The following is a 17198-nucleotide window of genomic DNA, read 5'->3' as shown; positions in this document are numbered from 1 at the left end:
GTGCCGTGCGGAGGAGACCGGTCACCGGCCCCGGGGAGCGGTCCCCCTTGATCATCGACGTCGGTCAGCCCGCGCCCCGGTCGACCGGCCGCCCGACGGCTGCCCGACGACGCTCGGCGACACCCCCGTCGACCTGCCCGGACGTGCCGGTGACCGGACACCGGGGCCGTGTCGGACAGACCGGGCAGCCGTTTGCGGCCGAATTCGCGTACCGTTGCCGCTCATGGGTGTGTCGCAACGGTTGAAGAGCAGGTTCCGCCGGTTCCTCCAGCGCCCGGGGACGACGGTCGACCTGGCTCCGCTGGAGAAGCTGCTGCCGCGGGTCGCCGCGCGTGAGGAAGAGCTGTCGGCGCTCGACGACGACGCGCTGACCGAGGCCGCCGGGGCCGCCACGGAGTACGTGGACATCTGCGCCGTCGGCCGCGAGGCCGCCCGCCGGGGCCTCGACCAGCGGCCGTACGACGTGCAGCTGCTCGGCGCGATGGCGCTGCTGTCCGGCAAGGTCGCCGAGATGGCCACCGGTGAGGGCAAGACGCTCACCGCCACCATCGCCGCCTACGGGCACGTCCGGCTGGGCAACGGGCCGGTGCACGTGCTCACCGTCAACGACTACCTGGCCCGCCGGGACGCCGAGTGGATGACGCCGGTCTACCGGCTGCTCGGGCTGACCGTGGGCTGGGTCAACGAGGCCTCCACCCCGGCCGAGCGGCGGGCCGCGTACGGCTGCGACGTCACCTACGTCTCGGTCAGCGAGGCCGGCTTCGACTTCCTGCGCGACCAGCTCGTCACCGACATCGCCGACCGGGTCCAGCCGCCGCTTGCCACCGCCATCGTCGACGAGGCCGACTCGATCCTGATCGACGAGGCCCGGGTGCCGATGGTGCTGGCCGGCTCGACCACCGGCGAGCAGGACCCGGTGCACGCCTCCGCCGCGCTCGTGCGCGGCCTGCGCAAGGGCCGGCACTACACGGTCGCCGAGGACGGCCGCAGCGTCGCCTTCACCACCGAGGGTCTGGCCGCCGTCGAGGCCAAGCTGGGCGGCATCGACCTGTACGACACCGAGCACGTCGGCCAGCTCTCCGCGGTGAACGTGGCGCTGCACGCGCACGCCCTGCTGCACCGCGACGTCGACTACATCGTCCGTGACGGCTCGGTGGAGCTGATCGACGAGATGCGCGGCCGGGTCGCCCAGCGCCGTCGCTGGCCCGACGGCCTGCAGGCCGCCGTGGAGGCGAAGGAGGGGCTGGACGCCACCGCCGAGGGCGAGGTGCTGGGCACCATCGCCGTGCAGGCGTACATCGCGCTCTACCCCAAGCTGTGCGGCATGACGGCGACCGCGGTGCTGGTCGGCGACCAGCTCCGCGAGTTCTTCGGCCTCGAGGTGGCGGTGATCCCGCCGAACACCCCCTGCGTCCGCGAGGACGAGCCGGACCGGATCTACGCGACCCGGGCCGAGAAGGAGGAGGCGCTGATCGACGAGATCCGGCGCTGCCACGAGGCGGGCCGCCCGGTGCTGGTCGGCACCCTCGACGTGAAGGAGTCCGAGGGGCTCGCCGCCGGCCTGCAGGCCGCCGGGGTGCCGTGCGTCGTGCTCAACGCCAAGAACGACGACGAGGAGGCGGCGATCATCGCCGAGGCCGGCGCGTACGGCGCGGTGACCGTCTCCACCCAGATGGCCGGCCGGGGCGTGGACATCCGGCTCGGCGGCAGCGAGCAGGTCGACCAGGAGCGGGTGGCCGAACTCGGCGGCCTCTACGTGATCGGCAGCGGCCGGCACGACAGCCGCCGGGTCGACGACCAGCTGCGTGGTCGGGCCGGCCGGCAGGGCGACCCGGGCGGTTCGGTCTTCTTCGTCAGCCTGGAGGACGACCTGGTCGTGCGGCACGCCGGCGACACCGTCCCGGCCTCGCCCCGGATGAACGCCGACGGCCTGGTCACCGACGAGCAGGTCGACTACGCGGTGGAGCACGCCCAGCGGGTCGCCGAGGGCGTCAACCACGAGATCCACCGCAACACCTGGCGCTACAGCGTGGTCATCGAGCAGCAGCGGATCGCCCTGGCCGAGCGTCGGGAGCGGCTGCTCACCTCGGACGTGGCCGCGCTGATGCTGCTCGACCGGATGCCCGACAAGGCCGGCGAGATGGACGAGGACCTGCTGGCCCGGGTGGCCCGCTCCATCGCGCTCTACCACACCGACCGGCTCTGGGCGGAGCACCTGGCCGAGCTGTCCGAGGTCCGCGAGGGCGTGCACCTGCGGGCGCTGGGCCGGCTCGACCCGCTCGACGAGTTCCACCGGGCGGCGGTGCCGGCGTTCACCAACCTCATCCCCGAGATCGAGACGCGGACTCTGGCGACCTTCGAGGAGACCGAGTTCGCCGAGGACTGGGAGCCGGACGCCGCCAAGCTGGTGCGGCCCAGCGCCACCTGGACGTACCTGGTGCACGACAACCCGTTCGGTTCGGAACTGGACCGGCTGATCGCCTCCGTCGGCCGCCGGCTCGCCGCCGCCCGCTGAGCGGTCCGGGAACCCCTCCGGCGCGAAATGCGCCGGAGGGGTTCCTTTACGCGGTTTCGATCCGGTTTTGCCAGGGTAGTAGCCCGGGGCCCACGACTCGGGAGAGAGATCATCACGATGACACAGGCAACGACGCCGGTGCCGGACGGCAGGTGTACCACGGAGCCTGCGGGCCGGTGAACCTGGACATGCGGGAGCTGACCATCGACACGCTCGGGGTACTGGAGACGGCCGCCCTGCTGCGGGAGTTGACCGCGGGGCTGATCGCGGTCGACGACTTCGACGAGGCACTGACCGAGCTGGTCCGGATCGCCGCGGACGCCGTCCCGGGGGTGCTCTGGTGCGGGTTCACCGCGCTGCGGGCCGGCGAGCCCGCCGGGGTGGCCGCGTCGGACCCCCGGCTGGCCGAGCTGGACGACCTGGGGCACGGTGCGGAGTCACCCGCGATGAGCGCCATCCGCCGTCGCGAGATGATCATCGCGACGGATCTGACCGTCGAGGACCGGTGGGCGCCCTGGACCGACCGCGCCCGTCGGCTGGGCGTGTGCGGGGTGATCTCCGCCCCGGTGGACGTGGACGAGCGGGCGGTCGGCTCGATCAACCTGTACGCCGGCCGGCACAACACGCTGGGCACCCGGCACCAGCTCACCGCGATGCTGCTCGCCGAGCACGCGGGCCTGCTGCTGGCCGCCGTACGGGACCGGGCCAGGCGGGCCGAGCGGGACAGTGAACGTGACGGCGCGCTGCTCGGGGAGAACATCGTCGGCCAGGCCGTCGGGGTGATCATGACCCAGCGGGGCTGCCCGGCGCCGGAGGCCCTCGACGTGCTGCGCAGCGCGGCGTCGTCACTGGACATCCCGCTGCGGGAGGTGGCCGAACGGCTGGTCACCACCGTCTCCCGCCCCCGCGAGTCCTGACGGCCGCCCGGTCCGGTCGACCCGCTCATCGGGGTCGACGGTGACGGCATCGGCGGGTGGCGATGCCGCTACGTCGCCGACCCTGGTCCCGGTACGACGTCGGCCGACTGGTGTCGTTTCTCCCCGGACCCGCGAATCACGGCCCGATCGTTTCGTCGAAGCGACCCGCGGGTAGCACCCTGGACCGGTGAGCTGAGCCGATCCCGGGGAGGAAACGATGGAGAGCCGCCTGAGGGTGCAGGGGCATCCCATCCAACCGATGCTGGTGACGTTCCCGTTCGGGCTCTTCGTCAGTGCCACCGTGTTCGACCTCGCCGACGTCGCGGGCGGCCCGGCGTTCCTCGGCGAGGTCGGCTACTGGACGGCGATCGCCGCGCTGGTGGCCGCCGGGCTCGCCGCCGTCGCCGGCATGATCGACCTGTGGGACGTGCGGCCGGGGCCGCACCGTCGCACCATGGTCACCTTCAACATGGTCAACGCCGGCATGGCCGCGCTCTTCCTGCTGTCCTGCCTGGTGCGGGCGGATGCTCCGCAGCGCGGTACGAGCGGGGTGCTGCTGGTGACCGAGCTGGTCGCGCTGCTCGTCGGTGCGGTCGGCGTCGGGTTGGGCACCCGGCTGATGCGGCAGTTCGAGTCGGGCCGCCGTGAGCCCACCGGGTTCGACACCCTCGACGGTGTCCCCGCCGGCTCCACCGTGGAGATCCTGCGCCCCGCCCCCTGATCACGTCCCGCCCCTGACCACCGTCGCGGCGTCCGGCCGGGGTCGCGGGGTCCGCGCCGGCCACGGTAATCGGGTTGCCGACCGTGCGGAGCTGCCCCAGGGTGGGCGCATGGTCGAGCCGAGCTGTGCGGAGTTGATCGCCGAGGCCGCCGCCGCGCCCGTCGACGGCTGGGGCTTCGGCTGGCTGGACGGACGGGCCACCGAGGAGCGTCCACCGTGGGGCTACGCCCGGCAGGTGGCCGCGCGGATGGCGACGGTCACGACCGCGCTGGACATCGACACCGGTGGGGGAGAGGTGCTCGCCGAGCTGCCCCAACCGCCGCCGCTGCTGGTGGCCACCGAGGCATGGCCGCCCAACGTGGCGGTCGCCCGGCGTACGTTGCGGCGGGTCGGCGGCCGGGTGGTGCAGATCGCTCCCGCCTCCCGGCTGCCGTTCCGGGCGGCCGCCTTCGACCTGGTGACCAGCCGCCACCCGGTGGACACCGGGTGGGCGGAGATCGCCCGGGTGCTGCGCCCCGGCGGGCGCTTCCTGTCCCAGCAGATCGGCGCCGGCACCATGCGGGAGCTGAGCGAGGCGGTGCTGGGCCCGTTGCCGCCGCCTGCCACCCGGCACACCGCCCAGGCGGTGGCCGCCGCCCGGGCCGCCGGCCTGCACGTGGTACGGCTGGAACGGGCCACCCTGCGGGCGGTGTTCCACGACGTCGGCGCGGTGGTCTGGTTCCTGCGCAAGGTGGTCTGGACCGTGCCGGACTTCGACGTCGACCGGTACCGGCCGCAGCTCGAACGGCTGCACGCCACCATCCGTGCCGAGGGCGCCTTCGTGGCCCACTCCCGACGCTTCCTGATCGAGGCCGTCAAGCCGGCCGACGGGCCCGCCTGAAGGACCGATCATGATGCGCGACGGTGTGGCTTCCCGGCGCGGGGACGGCGCACCGTCGGCCCCGACGGTTGATCAGGTTTGCCGGGCGGTGAGCAGGGCGAGCATCTCCGGCAGGTCGAAGAAACGGGCCGTCTCCACCGCCGAGGGGGTCCCGTGGTCGGGGTCGGCCCCGGCGTCGAGCAGGGCGCGTACCGCCTCGGCGTTGCGCCGGAACACCGCCGCGGCGAGTGCGGTCTGCCCCCGGTCGTTGACCCGGGTGTGGTCGGCACCCCGGGTCAGCAGAGCCGTGACGGTCTCCGGACGGGCGTGGTAGGCGGCCAGGATGAGCAGCGTGTCGCCCTTGTCGTTGGTCAGGTTCACCGGCAGCCCGGCGTCGACGTGGCCACCGAGTTCCGTGGCCTCGCCCGCGCGGGCGAGGTCGAACATCCGGTGGGCGAAGGCCAGCGTCTCGGCGTCGAACTCCTCGGTCATCCGCTCAGCCTAGAGGCCCGTGCCCCGGTGGCCGCCGGTGACGGGAACCGGCTCGCCCGGCGCGTCCCAGCATTCGGTATTACCTACTAAACCTATAGGCTTTACAGTCTAGAGTGTCGGGGGACGCATCACACGGGAGAAGCCATGACCAGCATCCACGCCACCGACCTGCTCACCGTCGCCGCCCGGTACGCCGACCCGACCACCTGGGCGGTGCCGCTGCGGTTCGACCGCACCGAGCGCTGGTACGCCCGGCTCGCCTCGGCCGACGACCACGAGGTCTGGGCGTTGAGCTGGCTGCCCGGCCAGGGCACCGACCTGCACGACCACGGTGGTTCCTCGGGAGCCTTCCTGGTCGTCGCCGGCGAGCTGACCGAGCAGACGGTCTCCGGTGGGCGGTTGCGCCCGCACCGCCTCGCCGCCGGCTCCGGTCGCCGGTTCGGCCCCCGACACGTGCACGTGGTGACCAACCGCGGCGACCAGCCGGCGGTCAGCGTGCACGTCTACCTCCCCGCGCTGCGTCACATGACCCGCTACCACCTCGTCGACGGGCGGCTCCGGGTCGCCGAGATCGCCCACGCCGGCGTCTCCTGGTGACGCTGCCCGCCGTTTCCCCCACCCGTCGGCTCGCCCATGGAAGGACCGCGACGATGCCGCAACACGCCACCCTCACCGAGAGCTGTCCGGCCCCACCACCGGGTTCGCGCGGCATCGACGAGATCCTCGCCGAAGCCCGCACCCGACTGCGTCGGCTCGACCCCGAACAGGCGCACCTGGCCTGCCGGGGCGGGGCGATCATGGTCGACATCCGGCCGGCCGCCCAGCGGGCCGCCCACGGCACCGTGCCGGGCGCACTGGTGATCGAGCGCAACGTCCTGGAGTGGCGGCTCGATCCGCGCTGCCCGGCCCGGCTTCCCGAGGCGGTCGACTACGACCTGCCGGTGCTGGTGATCTGCCAGGAGGGCTACACCTCGTCGCTGGCCGCCGCCGCGTTGCAGGACATCGGCCTGCGCCGGGCCACCGACGTGGTGGGCGGCTTCGTTGCCTGGCGGATCGCCGGGCTGCCGGCCCTGGGCCCGACGTCGACGCACCGTACCCCGTCCTTCGCGCCGCCGGTGACCGCCGGCCGGACGCCGCACTGACCGTCGCGCCCCACCGGGCGTGGCGGACGCACCGCCACACAGGAGGCTCCCATGTCCCTCGTCGCCCTCACCGCGCGTCCGCACCCGCCGGGCCGTCCCGACCGGGTGATCGCGGGTCGGCCCCGCTCCACGCCCTCGCTGACCATCACCCTCGACCTGACCGCCGGGCCGCTGACGCCCCGGCTGGCCCGCCTGGTCGACCTGCTCGGCGAGTTGGCCGAGGCGGGGGAGGGGGTGGTCAGGCTGAGCGAGTCGACCGCGCCGCGCCTGCTGTCGTCGCTGCCGGCCCCCCGGCCGAGGCCGGTGGTCGGGGAGCCCGCGTCGACCGACGACCACCCGGAGACCCTACGGATCTTCGCCGGCACCCGGGTGGTGCGTCAGGGCGACCGGGAGATCCCGCTCACCCGCATCGAGTTCGACCTGCTGCTGTTCCTGGCCGAGCATCCGCACCAGGTCTTCACCCGGCTGCAACTGCTCGCCAACGTCTGGGGGTACGAACACGCCGTCGCCCGTACCGTGGACGTGCACATCCGGCGGCTGCGCGCCAAGCTCGGCGCGGACACCCCCCTGGTGACCACCGTGTACGGGGTGGGCTACCGACTCGCCGACGAGGCGAGGGTGCGGGTCGACCGGTTCCGCTGACCCGGTCGACCAATCCCGGACGCACCCGGCTCCCCCCGAGCCGGGTGCGTCGCCGCGTGCCGGCCGTGATCCAACCGGCGGGCACCCCCGTACCCGGGCACGTCGACGCTTCTGCTGTAATCATCTGGCTCGTACGCAGAGCGAGGGACCGGCTGCGAACTGTTCGTCAATTGTCACATTCATGCAACGCGGTCGCCCCTTGACCCCCGTCCAGGGGCCGGGAAGCATCGATGCAGCGGCGTCCCGGGCCGTGGGGAGATACCCGGACCAGCCCAAGGAGGACCATGTCGGTCAGCCCCGCATCGTCGCGCGCCGGATGGCATACGTCCCAGCCGTCGGTCCCCGGCCGGCCTCCCGGTGGTCAGCGCCGCCCGGCCAACGCCGTCACCCCCGTGCTCACCGTGACCCTCTCCATCCCGCTGGTCAACGAGGAGTCGCTCACCCCGCCGGCCCGCCGGTTGCTCGAGGCGGCCCGGGAGATGCTGGAACGCGGCGAGTGCACCATCGCCACCACCGGCGTTCCCACCGAACGGCGACCCGAGCAGGCCCCGGCCGGCCGGGCAGCGGGGCGTTCCCTCGCCGCCACCATCCCTATGCTGCACATCCTGGCCTCCTCCCGCTCCGTGCTGCGCGACGGCGAGCCGCTGCCGCTGACCCGGCTGGAGTTCGACCTGCTGCTGCACCTGGTGGCCCACCCCCGCCGGGTGTTCACCCGGCTGCAACTTCTCAACGCCGTCTGGGGCTACGAGCACGCCGGGGTGCGCACGGTGGACGTGCATGTGCGTCGGCTGCGCGGCAAGGTCGGCGTCGACGTCCCACTGGTCACCACGGTCTACGGGGTGGGCTACCGGCTCGCCGACGACGCCCGGGTCACCGTCGACCGCACCGGCTGAACGGTCCCGGCCGGACCGCTGCCACCGCCCGGCGGCACCGTCGCGCGCAGCCCCACCGGACCGCACCCACGGTGCCGTGCCGCCGGCCGAATCCGGCGAACGATCTGAATCACCCGATCCGCGGCGTCGCTGTCGGCAAAAATTTCGTCGCCTCCAGTCCCGTCGACCGGACCGGCGGGTCGGTGCCGCCGGGCCCCGCTGTCGGGTCGACGGCGGGGCCCGGCGTGGTGACCCGACCGGCGTGTCCGGGGCGGGGACGGACACCACTGCCCGGTGCGTGGGCCGCCGGGCCGGTCGCCGGCCCACGGGGCACGATGGTCGGATGCGTGTCCGTCCGATCTCACCCGACCGGCTCGTCACCGAGCTGACCGAACGGCTCCTCACGGTCGCGTCCGGGCCGACCGCCGACGGGTCCACGCCGCCGGCCCACCTCCGGGTCGCGGTGGACGGTCCCCCCGCCGCCGCCCCGGACCGGCTCGCCGACGCGCTGATCGACCCGCTGCGTGCCGGGGGACGCCCGGCGCTGCACCTGCACGTCGGGGACTTCCTGCGGCCCGCCTCCGTCCGCTTCGAGTTCGGCCGGACCAACCCGGACGCCTACTACGAGGGCTGGATCGACGAGGCCGGCCTGCGCCGGGAGGTGCTCGACCCGGCCGGCCCCGGCGGCACCGGGCGGGTGCTGCCCTCTCTCTGGGACGCCCGGACCGACCGGGCCAGCCGGGCAGCCTACCAGGAGCTGTCGCCCGGCACGGTGCTGCTGGTCAGCGGGGCGTTGCTGCTCGGCGGGGGACTGCCGTTCGACGTCGCCGTGCACCTGGTGCTCTCGCCGGCCGCGTTGGCCCGGCGTACCGACCCGGCGCAGCGGTGGACCCTGCCCGCCTTCGCCCGGTACGCCGACGAGGTCGCCCCGCAGTCCTTCGCCGATGTGGTCCTGCGCGTCGACGACCCCCGGCACCCGGCCCTGGTGCAGCGGGCCGACGGGGCCGGCTGAGGCCCTGCCGTGCCGGTGGACGCAAGCGGGTCGCACCGGGCGGCGCGACGGCCCGCTGCGCCCGTCGTGACGACGGCGAAACCGGTGGTTTGGCGGGACCGGGCGGTGGGTACTCGCCGGACTCACACGGTACGGATGATCTCACCGTGCCCACCGAGCCCGGAACGTGCCCTGGGGCCGCCCCGGTCTAAGGAAAGGCAGGCAGCGATGCTCGTCCACGACACCGTCGGTACCGCCCGCACCACGGCGGAGGCCGACCAGATCCGGGCCTCCCTGCGGGCCCGCTACGACGAGCTGTCCGCGGAGTACGAGCAGGCGGTCGCGCAGAGCCAGGTGCTGCGGCTGGTGGAGGTCGGTGACACCGCCGGCGACGACCAGGCCGACAGTGGCACCAAGACCGCCGAGCGGGACACCGCCCAGTCCCTGCTGCGCACCATCCTCGACCGGCGGGCCCAGTTCGAGCATGCCCTGACCCGGCTGGACGAGGGCACCTACGGCTTCTGCGAGGGCTGCACCGCGCCCATCCCGGTGGAGCGGCTGGAGATCTTCCCGTCCGCCACCTCCTGCGTCGGCTGCAAGCAGACCCGGGAGCGGCGGGCCGCCTGACCGGGCCACCACGTCCGACCCGCACCGCTGATCAACTCCAGGGAGTCGATGTGGCGGCCTCCCCACCAGGGGATGCCGCCACATCGGCCCCGTTGTGCCGGTCACCCGGCGGCCGCACCTCACCCTGGTCGGGTGAGGGCGGGTCACCCCGCCGACGGGCAGCCTCGATGGTGCCGGCCGCGCCCGCGGCCGGAGCACGTCCCGGTCGGGCCGACGGCCCGGCGGGGCAGCGGTCGGGAAGACCGGACACGGGTACGGAGGTGACCGAGATGACGGCACGGGTGGTGGCGGATCCCCGACGTGGTGCGGTGCTGCACGTCGTCGGCACGGGTGGCGACACCCGTCGACCGGAGCGGCCCGGACGGTTCGGCAGCCCGGCCCGGCAGGGGCGGGGCCCGTCGGGGCCACCCCGACGCGCCGACGACCGCCGGTGGGGCGGCGAACCGAAGGACGGGGGGTGACCCCGATGGCCGAGCAGCTGATGTCGGCGATCGAGTCCTCGGTGGACAAGACCAACCTGATCCTCAAGGACATCGAGGACGCGTACGGATGGCCCCGGACGCGACGCAACCAGTCGTACGCGGCGCTGCGTACGGTGCTGCACCTGCTGCGCGACCGGATGACCGTCCAGGAGTGCGCGGAGTTCTCCGCCCAGCTCCCGATGCTGGTCCGCGGCATCTACTTCGACGGGTGGCGGCCGGAGGACGTGCCGGTCAAACTCAACCGGGACGACTTCCTCTACGAGGTCCGGCAGGGCTTCCCCTACGACGTCGAGGGCGGGCCCGAGCGGGTGGCCCGGGTGGTGCTGGACGCCCTGCGCCGGCACGTCACCCAGGGCGAGTGGCAGGACGTGAAGGCCGGCATGCCCCGTGACCTGCAACGGTTGATTCCCTGACCCGACCGGCCCGGGGTCGGCGAGCCCGTGCGGCCCGGGGCCGGCGATCGGTCCCGCGCGTCGGACGGGCCGTCTACGGTGTGGTTAGAGAAGATCGTGTGGGGGGTACCACCCGCGTACGACAGACCCCGCCCTGCGGCGGGGCGGCACACCCGAGGGAGCACCCATGGCACTGAACGACGACGACATGCAGACCAGCAGCGGCGGCGGCCTGGAGGGTCCGGCCGACGGTGGCGCGACCCCGGGTCAGCACGACGGTGGTGCGGACGGCAGCGCGGAGGGTCCGGCCGACGGTGGCGCGACGCCCGGTCAGCACGACGGTGGCGCCGACGGCGGCGCGGAGGGTCCGGCCGACGGCGGGGCGACCCCGGGTCAGCACGACGGTGGTGCGGACGGCGGCGCGGAGGGTCCGGCCGACGGTGGCGCGACGCCCGGTCAGCACGACGGTGGCGCCGACGGCAGCGCCCGCTGACCGACACCCATGACGACCATCGACCCGCCGGGCGGCCACGGCCGCCCGGCGGTCCCGTCGGCCGCGACGCGGGCGCTGGAGCGCTGCGTCAGCGTCGAACCGGCCAAGTTCGCCGCCGCCCACTGGGGCCGCTCGCCACTGTTGTCGCGGGCCGCCGAGCTGCCCAACCCTGACGGGTTCACCGACCTGCTCAGCCCGGCCGACGCCGACGAGCTGCTCAGCCGGCGCGGGCTGCGTACCCCGTTCCTGCGGGTGGCCCGCGACGGCCAGTTGGTGCCGGCGGCCCGGTTCACCGGCGGCGGCGGCGCGGGCGCGGAGATCGGCGACCAGGTCCTCGACGAACGGATCCTGGAGCTGTACGCCGGGGGCGCGACGCTGGTGCTGCAGGGGCTGCACCGGCTCTGGCCCGCCCTGATCGACTTCGCCCGTGACCTGGGTACCGCCCTGACCCAGCCGTTACAGGTCAACGCCTACCTCACCCCGCCGGGCAACCAGGGTTTCGCCACCCACTACGACACCCACGACGTGTTCGTGCTCCAGGTCGACGGCCGCAAGCACTGGCGGATCCACCCGCCGGTGCTGATCGACCCGCTGGAGAAGCAGCCCTGGGGCGGTCGGGCCGACGAGGTGTCCGCCACCGCCGACGGGCCGGCGGCGCTGGACGTAATCCTCGAACCGGGCGACGCGCTCTACCTGCCGCGCGGCTGGCTGCACAGCGCCCAGGCCCAGGAGACCAGCTCGCTGCACCTGACCGTCGGCATCCGCGCGTTGACCCGGTACGCCCTGGTCGAGGAGCTGCTGGCACTGGCCGCCGAGGATCCCCGGCTGCGGGCCGGGCTGCCGTTCGGCACCGACGTGGCCGACCCGGACGCCATCGAACCCGAGTTGACCGAGACGGTGGAGGCGCTGCGCGACTGGCTGCTGCGGGCCGACCCGGCCGCCGTGGCCGCCCGGCTGCGGAGCCGGGCCTGGCCGGCCGCCCGGCCGGCCCCGATCCGGCCGCTGGCGCAGGCCGCCGCGCTCACCGCGCTCACCGCCGACAGCCGGATCGCTCCCCGCCCGGGCCTGCGCTGGCAGCTCAGCCCGGCCGCCGACGGCCGGGTGGCGCTGCGGTTGGTCGACCGCACCGTCACCCTGCCCGACCAGTGCGCACCGGCCCTGCACGCCCTGCTCGGCTCCACCGGACTGCGGGTGGGCGACCTGCCCGGCCTGGACGACGACGCCGACCGGCTGGTGCTGGCCCGCCGGCTGCTGCGCGAGGCGGTCGCCGTCCCGGCGTGAAGCACCGTCGCCGTCCCGGCGTGAAGCCCCGGTCCCCGTGCCGGCGTGAGTCACGGTCGCCGGCCCGGCGTGAGCCACCGACCGCCCCGGGCGACGCCCGGGGCGGTCAGCGGGCCGACACCAGCAGCAGCACCGTGGTCAGCACCCCGGCGGCCAGCACGATCGCCAGCGGGCGGGGGCCGAGCAGGGCGTGCCGGCGGTCCGCCAACCGTTTCGCCGGAGCCAGCCCGGCCACCGGGCCGAGCAACGTCACCACCAGCGCCAGCACCGGCATACCCACCGCCAGGTCACCGCCGTAACGCTCGCCCACCGCGCGGGCGGCGGCCCCCAGGGCGTACGCGACGACCGCGCCGGCCACCCCGCACAGCGCCAGCAGCGGGTTCACCGACCCCGGCAGCTCACCGCGTTGGCCGGTGCGGTCCAGCAGTTCGCGGACCCCGCGCAGCAGCGGCACCGGGTCACCGGTGACGTCCCGGGCCGGCCCCGGCGGGTCGCCGATCCGCCGGGTGCCCAGCCGGGACCGTAGCTCGGCCCAGAGGTGCCCCACCTCGGCGTCGACCCGCTCCAGCATCGACCGGGCGTCGACGACCTCCTGCTCGGCGTCGCGGAGCTGGGTGGTGGCCTGGGCGACGGCCCGCTCGGCGGCGGCGCACTGCTGGTCGTGCCAGGCCTGCGCCTCGGCCCGCTGGGCGGCCACCCGGCCGGTCAGCTCGGCGAGCCGGCGCACGTGGGCTGCGTAGGTGTCACTGGGGACCGGTTCGTTCATCGGGACGGACCATAAGGGATGATCACCTGTCCGGTGCGGTGCACCGCCCGGTCGAAGAAGAGCCCCCGCCACGGACGCGGGTACCAGTCCGGCCCGCCGGAACCCGGGTAGAGCGCCGAGCCCAGCTCGCCGCCCTGCACGTCGAGGGCCACCCAGGCGCCGATCTGGTCGGTACGGGCGGCCGGCCCGCCCAGGTCCGCCCGCATCCGGGCCACCCCGCGCCACCAGGCCAACACGTGGGTACGCCGTTCCGGCCCGTCATGCAGGATGCGGCGCAGCCGGTCCAGGCCGGTCGACCCGGGTGAGCCGGTGGCCAGCGCACCGGCCGCCGCGTCGACGGCGAACAGCAGCAGGTAGTGCGGGGTGCCCGGGGTGCCGGGGCGGGTCAGCGCGGTGGCCGTCTCGGCCATCAGCTCGGCGACGGTCTCCTCGTCGTACCAGGCGGCGTCGTCGGCGAGGTCCTCGTAGAGGGCGCGGGCCGCCGGGTCGGCGTCCGGGTCGAGGCAGGCGATGGAGAACCGGGCGGTGCCGGGGCGGTGCTGACGGGCCAGCGAGCGGGCGGCGGCGTCGAGCACCGCGCACGCCTCGTCGACCCGGGTGCCGAGGACCGCGAGGTTACGGCCGGGCGCCCGGGGCAGCCGCAGCGCCGCCGACCGGGACTGCACGTCGATGATCTCCCCGAGCACCGCGACCGGGCCGCGCGGCGTGGCGTCGCCCGGCGGCGGGGTGAGGGCCCGGAAGTCGGGGGCCTCGGTGAGGCGGGGGATGGCGTCACCGTCGAAGAGCCGTGCCGGGGCGGCGTCGGCGGGCCGCATCCGCCACAGCCGGTGCTGCAACTCGCTCCACGTCTCCCAGTCGCTGGCCGACGGAATGCGGGCCACCTCGTTGCCCTCGGTCAGGCCCGACTCGGCGTTGACCACCGCGTGGTAGCGGGGCAGCGCCTGTGCGGCGTCGTTGCGTTCGGCCAGGATGCGCAGCGCCTTGGGCAGCGCGATCCGCAGGGTGAACTGGGCGACCAGCGCGGGCCGGCCCCACAGCGCCTCGATGCCCCGCACGTCCTGCGAGGCGAGCACCAGGTGGATGCCCTGCGAGCGGCCCCGCCGGGCGAGGTCCTCCAGCAGGTCGGCGGCCTCCCGGGCCACCACGTCCCGGCCGGCGAGCAGCGCCTGGAACTCGTCGACCACCGCGACGATCCGGGGCCAGTGCCCGGCCGGGTCCACCGCCCGCAGCTCGGACAGCTTGGTGACCTCGTGTTTCTTGGCCGCGTCGGCCCGGCGGCGCAGCTCCTCGGCGAGGAACCGCAGCAGCGCCAGGCCGAACTCCCGGTCGGTGTTGACGTTGATGCCGACCAGCCGCATGTGTGGCAGCCAGCTCGGGTCGCGCCGGCCCTGGGCGAACCGGGCGAAGGACACCCCCTCCTTGAAGTCGAGCAGATAGAACTCCAGCTCGGCGGGGGAGTAGCGGGCGGCCAGCGCGCCGATCCAGGCGAAGATGAGGTTGGTCTTGCCGGTGCCCGACGGCCCGCCGATCAGTGCGTGCGGGGGATAGTCGCCGAGGGTCAGCAGCACCGGACGGCCGTGTGGTCCCTCCCCGATCGGGGCGGTCAGCCCGTGCGCCGAGTCCTCCTTCCACATCTGCTCCGGCGGCGGCAACAGGTCGGTGAAGGGGGTCGGCGGCGGGCCGGCGTTGACCCGGGCGGCGATCTCGCGGCAGGTCTCGGTGACCAGGGTGGCCGGCGGGGGCGGGTCGAGGCGTACCGGAGGGCCGGGCGGGGTGCCGATCCGGGTTCCGTCCGCGCCGGTACGGATCCGGGTCAGGCCGGGGTCGTCGGGCAGTTCGATGCCGCGTACCACCAGGTGCACCCCGCAGGCTGCGCCGGTGCGGACCACCCGGTCGAGCTGGCCGCGCTCGTGGCGGGACAGCTCGTCGCCGCCGAGCAGCACCGCGACCCGCCACGGCTCGGGCCGCCGTCCGGTGGCTGCGGCCAGGGCCCGCAGTGAGCCGTACTCGCCGGCCAGCACCGTCTCGTTGATCCGGCGGATCTGCTCGACCAGGTCGTCGAGGAGCCGGGCCAACCCGCCCGGCCCGACGAAGGTCAGCAGCCCGGCGGTGCCCAGCGGGGCGAAGCCGGCGAGCCCGCCGCCGAGGTGTTCGGGGTCGTACCCGTAGAGCCGGACCGTGCCCGGGTCGGTCCGGCCGACACCGCGCAGCAGCAGCGCCGACACCACCGCCTCGGCACCCTCCCGGTCGTCGCCGTGCAGCTGCACGTGACCGGCGTCGAGCAGCGGCACCAGCGCCGGGACGGGTTCGGCGTCGGCGACCCGCAGGGTGCCGACCCGCAGCGGGCCGGGACTCTCACCGCGACCGGCCGGGGTGACCTGCCAGTGGGACCAGGGGGCGCTGGCCGCGCCGGGGGCCTCCCGGCGGGCCGCCTCGACGGCCCGGTGGGCGAGTTCGGCGAGCCGAGCGGCGTGCCGCCTGTCGATCTCGGCCAGCCGCCTGTCGCGTTCGACGCCGACCCGCTCCGGGACACCGGCGGCGGCCCGCCGGACCCGGGCGAGCCGGTCCCGGGCGGCGGCCAGCTCCGACTCGGCCGTGGCGACCCGGGTACGGGTGACGCCGAGCGCCTCGGAGAGCATTCCGCGTACCCGCGTCGCCAGTTGGGCCCGCAGATCAGCCACGGGGCCCACCGTCCGCCCACGGGCTCCTCGGGCGGGGCGGGGCCGACCCGGCGGGCGGCGGCGGTGGCGTCGGCTCGGGCCGGCGGTGCGGGGTCGGCTCGGGCCGGCGCTCGGTGTGCCGGTCGGCGGGCGGTCGGGGCGGCGACCGGTCGGGTTCCGGTGCCCGCTGCGGCACCTGCTCCCGCTGCGGGTCGCGGTCCTCGCGGGGCAGGTCACGGCCGAGTCGGGCCAGCAGCACGCCGGTCAGCACCCCGGCGGTGACGGCCGGGTCGGCGGCGTGCGGCTGCTCCTGCTCGCCCTCGCCCCGGCGTGGCGGGGGCATCCGGCAGACCCGGGTGAGCAGGGTGTGCAGCACCGGCGGCGGCAGACCGGGCAGCAGGTCGCGGACCCGGCCGTCCAGTTCCCGGCGCAGCCGGGGCAGGTCGTCGGCGCGGGGCGGATGCCCGAGCAGTTCCCCGGCGAGGTCGCGTAGCAGCGGCGGGGCGATCGCGGCGAGCCCGAGGCCGACGTCGGCGTGCGCGGCGCGCAGCTCCCGGTGCAGCCGGTCCCGGTCGCCGGAGCGGATGCCGGCGACGACCCGGTGCAGCAGTTCCCGGGAGTCGGCGACCCGCTCGTCCGGCTGCTCGGGTTGGCCCTCCCGGCCGCCGGTCAGCTCGGCGACCCGGACCGCCCACCAGCGCTTGACGGTGGGGTCCTCGTCGGCGGCCGGTGCCGGGGCGGCAGGTGGCGCGGTGGTGTCGCCCCGGGGCCCGTCGTGGCGTGGCGCGGGACCGTCGGCGCGCGCCGGGGGCGGGCCGTCGGGGGCCAGCCCGATGGCGGCGAGGTAGCCGGAGAGCTGTTCCTGGGCGACCCGCAGGGCGTGCCCGGCCGACTCGGCGTGTTCGGTGGCGGCGGCGAGTTCCGGCACCCCCATCGGGTTGGCCGACTCCTGGCGTACCCAGCGCAACCGCTCGGTGGCCTGGCCGAACTTCTCCAGGGCCAGGGCGAGCTGGGCCAGGGGAAACTCCTCGGCGGCGGCCCGTACCTGGGCTCCGACGTCCTCGACGATCGACACGACGCCCCGCTACAGCGACGACACGTAGAGCTGCGCCTGTTCCACCGCGACGAGCGTCGCGGCGAGACATTCCTCCAGCTCCTGGCCGGCCTGGGTGAGAGAGGCCTGGGCGGCCTCGACGGTCTCGTGCCCGCTGCCCTCCAGCGCCCCGGCGAGGGTCTGCTGCGCCTCGGCGAGCTTCTCCCCGGCGGCCTGGACGGCGCTCTGCCCGTCACCGATCTGTTGGAGGGCGATGTCGATCGCGGCCTTCAGCTCGGCGACGCTCGCCACG

Annotated in this window: 19 protein-coding genes; 14 read left to right on the top strand and 5 right to left on the bottom strand. The window is 75.0% G+C overall.

The window, feature by feature from the left end; all coding sequences use genetic code 11:
* Positions 1-223: 223 nt before the first annotated feature.
* The 4 genes from secA2 (at position 224) to ACN265_RS15965 (ending at position 5033) form a co-directional block, all read left to right on the top strand.
* Positions 224-2515 carry an accessory Sec system translocase SecA2 gene (gene secA2 / locus ACN265_RS15980; RefSeq protein WP_357926789.1) on the top strand — a complete coding sequence of 764 codons (2292 nt, stop codon included), beginning with the start codon at positions 224-226 and terminating at the stop codon, positions 2513-2515.
* Positions 2516-2691: 176 nt separating this feature from the next.
* Complete coding sequence (locus tag ACN265_RS15975; RefSeq protein ID WP_204924528.1) at positions 2692-3432, top strand: GAF and ANTAR domain-containing protein; 741 nt, start codon at positions 2692-2694, stop codon at positions 3430-3432.
* Positions 3433-3649: 217 nt separating this feature from the next.
* Positions 3650-4153, top strand: coding sequence for a DUF2231 domain-containing protein (locus tag ACN265_RS15970; protein WP_204924527.1), 504 nt, complete (start codon positions 3650-3652; stop codon positions 4151-4153).
* 109 nt (positions 4154-4262) lie between these two features.
* Positions 4263-5033, top strand: a complete 771-nt coding sequence (locus ACN265_RS15965; RefSeq protein ID WP_357926784.1) for a class I SAM-dependent methyltransferase — start codon at positions 4263-4265, stop codon at positions 5031-5033.
* Between the two features lie 72 nt (positions 5034-5105).
* On the opposite strand, the gene ACN265_RS15960 is transcribed toward ACN265_RS15965, so the two are convergent.
* Positions 5106-5504, bottom strand: coding sequence for an ankyrin repeat domain-containing protein (locus ACN265_RS15960; protein WP_421408402.1), 399 nt, complete (start codon positions 5502-5504; stop codon positions 5106-5108).
* 144 nt (positions 5505-5648) lie between these two features.
* On the opposite strand from ACN265_RS15960, the gene ACN265_RS15955 reads away from it, so the two are divergent.
* The 10 genes from ACN265_RS15955 to ACN265_RS15910 all read left to right on the top strand — a co-directional run bounded on the left by ACN265_RS15955 (position 5649) and on the right by ACN265_RS15910 (position 12426).
* Positions 5649-6101: a cysteine dioxygenase gene (locus tag ACN265_RS15955; protein ID WP_204924524.1), complete on the top strand. Its 453-nt coding sequence runs from the start codon at positions 5649-5651 to the stop codon at positions 6099-6101.
* 53 nt (positions 6102-6154) lie between these two features.
* Positions 6155-6646 carry a rhodanese-like domain-containing protein gene (locus ACN265_RS15950; protein WP_420115398.1) on the top strand — a complete coding sequence of 164 codons (492 nt, stop codon included), beginning with the start codon at positions 6155-6157 and terminating at the stop codon, positions 6644-6646.
* 51 nt (positions 6647-6697) lie between these two features.
* Positions 6698-7288 (top strand): winged helix-turn-helix domain-containing protein, encoded by a 591-nt coding sequence (locus tag ACN265_RS15945; protein WP_204924522.1) that lies wholly within the window; start codon positions 6698-6700, stop codon positions 7286-7288.
* Between the two features lie 284 nt (positions 7289-7572).
* Positions 7573-8181: a winged helix-turn-helix domain-containing protein gene (locus tag ACN265_RS15940; RefSeq protein WP_420118043.1), complete on the top strand. Its 609-nt coding sequence runs from the start codon at positions 7573-7575 to the stop codon at positions 8179-8181.
* Between the two features lie 322 nt (positions 8182-8503).
* On the top strand, positions 8504-9172 hold the full coding sequence (locus tag ACN265_RS15935) for a uridine kinase (protein ID WP_421408401.1): 669 nt from the start codon (positions 8504-8506) through the stop codon (positions 9170-9172).
* A 207-nt stretch (positions 9173-9379) separates the two neighbouring features.
* Positions 9380-9778, top strand: coding sequence for a TraR/DksA family transcriptional regulator (locus ACN265_RS15930; protein ID WP_088647439.1), 399 nt, complete (start codon positions 9380-9382; stop codon positions 9776-9778).
* 269 nt (positions 9779-10047) lie between these two features.
* Entirely contained in the window at positions 10048-10239 is a 192-nt protein-coding gene (locus tag ACN265_RS15925; protein WP_204924519.1) for a hypothetical protein, read from the top strand.
* A 5-nt stretch (positions 10240-10244) separates the two neighbouring features.
* Positions 10245-10673 carry a DUF2267 domain-containing protein gene (locus ACN265_RS15920; RefSeq protein WP_421408400.1) on the top strand — a complete coding sequence of 143 codons (429 nt, stop codon included), beginning with the start codon at positions 10245-10247 and terminating at the stop codon, positions 10671-10673.
* A gap of 166 nt (positions 10674-10839) precedes the next feature.
* On the top strand, positions 10840-11145 hold the full coding sequence (locus tag ACN265_RS15915) for a hypothetical protein (RefSeq protein WP_421408399.1): 306 nt from the start codon (positions 10840-10842) through the stop codon (positions 11143-11145).
* A gap of 9 nt (positions 11146-11154) precedes the next feature.
* Positions 11155-12426 (top strand): cupin domain-containing protein, encoded by a 1272-nt coding sequence (locus ACN265_RS15910; RefSeq protein ID WP_421408398.1) that lies wholly within the window; start codon positions 11155-11157, stop codon positions 12424-12426.
* Between the two features lie 106 nt (positions 12427-12532).
* Here ACN265_RS15910 and ACN265_RS15905 read toward each other — a convergent pair whose 3' ends face one another.
* Genes ACN265_RS15905 through ACN265_RS15890 form a run of 4 tightly spaced genes read right to left on the bottom strand, consistent with a single transcriptional unit; the run spans position 12533 to position 17197 of the window.
* Positions 12533-13192: a hypothetical protein gene (locus ACN265_RS15905; protein ID WP_357926765.1), complete on the bottom strand. Its 660-nt coding sequence runs from the start codon at positions 13190-13192 to the stop codon at positions 12533-12535.
* Positions 13189-15873 carry an FtsK/SpoIIIE domain-containing protein gene (locus ACN265_RS15900; protein ID WP_421408397.1) on the bottom strand — a complete coding sequence of 895 codons (2685 nt, stop codon included), beginning with the start codon at positions 15871-15873 and terminating at the stop codon, positions 13189-13191. The genes ACN265_RS15905 and ACN265_RS15900 overlap by 4 nt, the downstream gene beginning before the upstream one ends.
* Positions 15866-16927 carry a hypothetical protein gene (locus ACN265_RS15895; protein WP_421408396.1) on the bottom strand — a complete coding sequence of 354 codons (1062 nt, stop codon included), beginning with the start codon at positions 16925-16927 and terminating at the stop codon, positions 15866-15868. Before ACN265_RS15895 ends, ACN265_RS15900 begins: the two co-directional genes overlap by 8 nt.
* A gap of 9 nt (positions 16928-16936) precedes the next feature.
* On the bottom strand, positions 16937-17197 hold the full coding sequence (locus ACN265_RS15890) for a hypothetical protein (RefSeq protein WP_088646224.1): 261 nt from the start codon (positions 17195-17197) through the stop codon (positions 16937-16939).
* Position 17198 lies beyond the last annotated feature (1 nt).

The sequence above is a fragment of the Micromonospora sp. WMMD730 genome, from assembly GCF_049178955.1.
Taxonomy (GTDB): domain Bacteria; phylum Actinomycetota; class Actinomycetes; order Mycobacteriales; family Micromonosporaceae; genus Micromonospora; species Micromonospora wenchangensis.
Note: the sequence above shows the minus strand (reverse complement) of the source record. Positions and strands in the feature narration are given on the sequence as shown.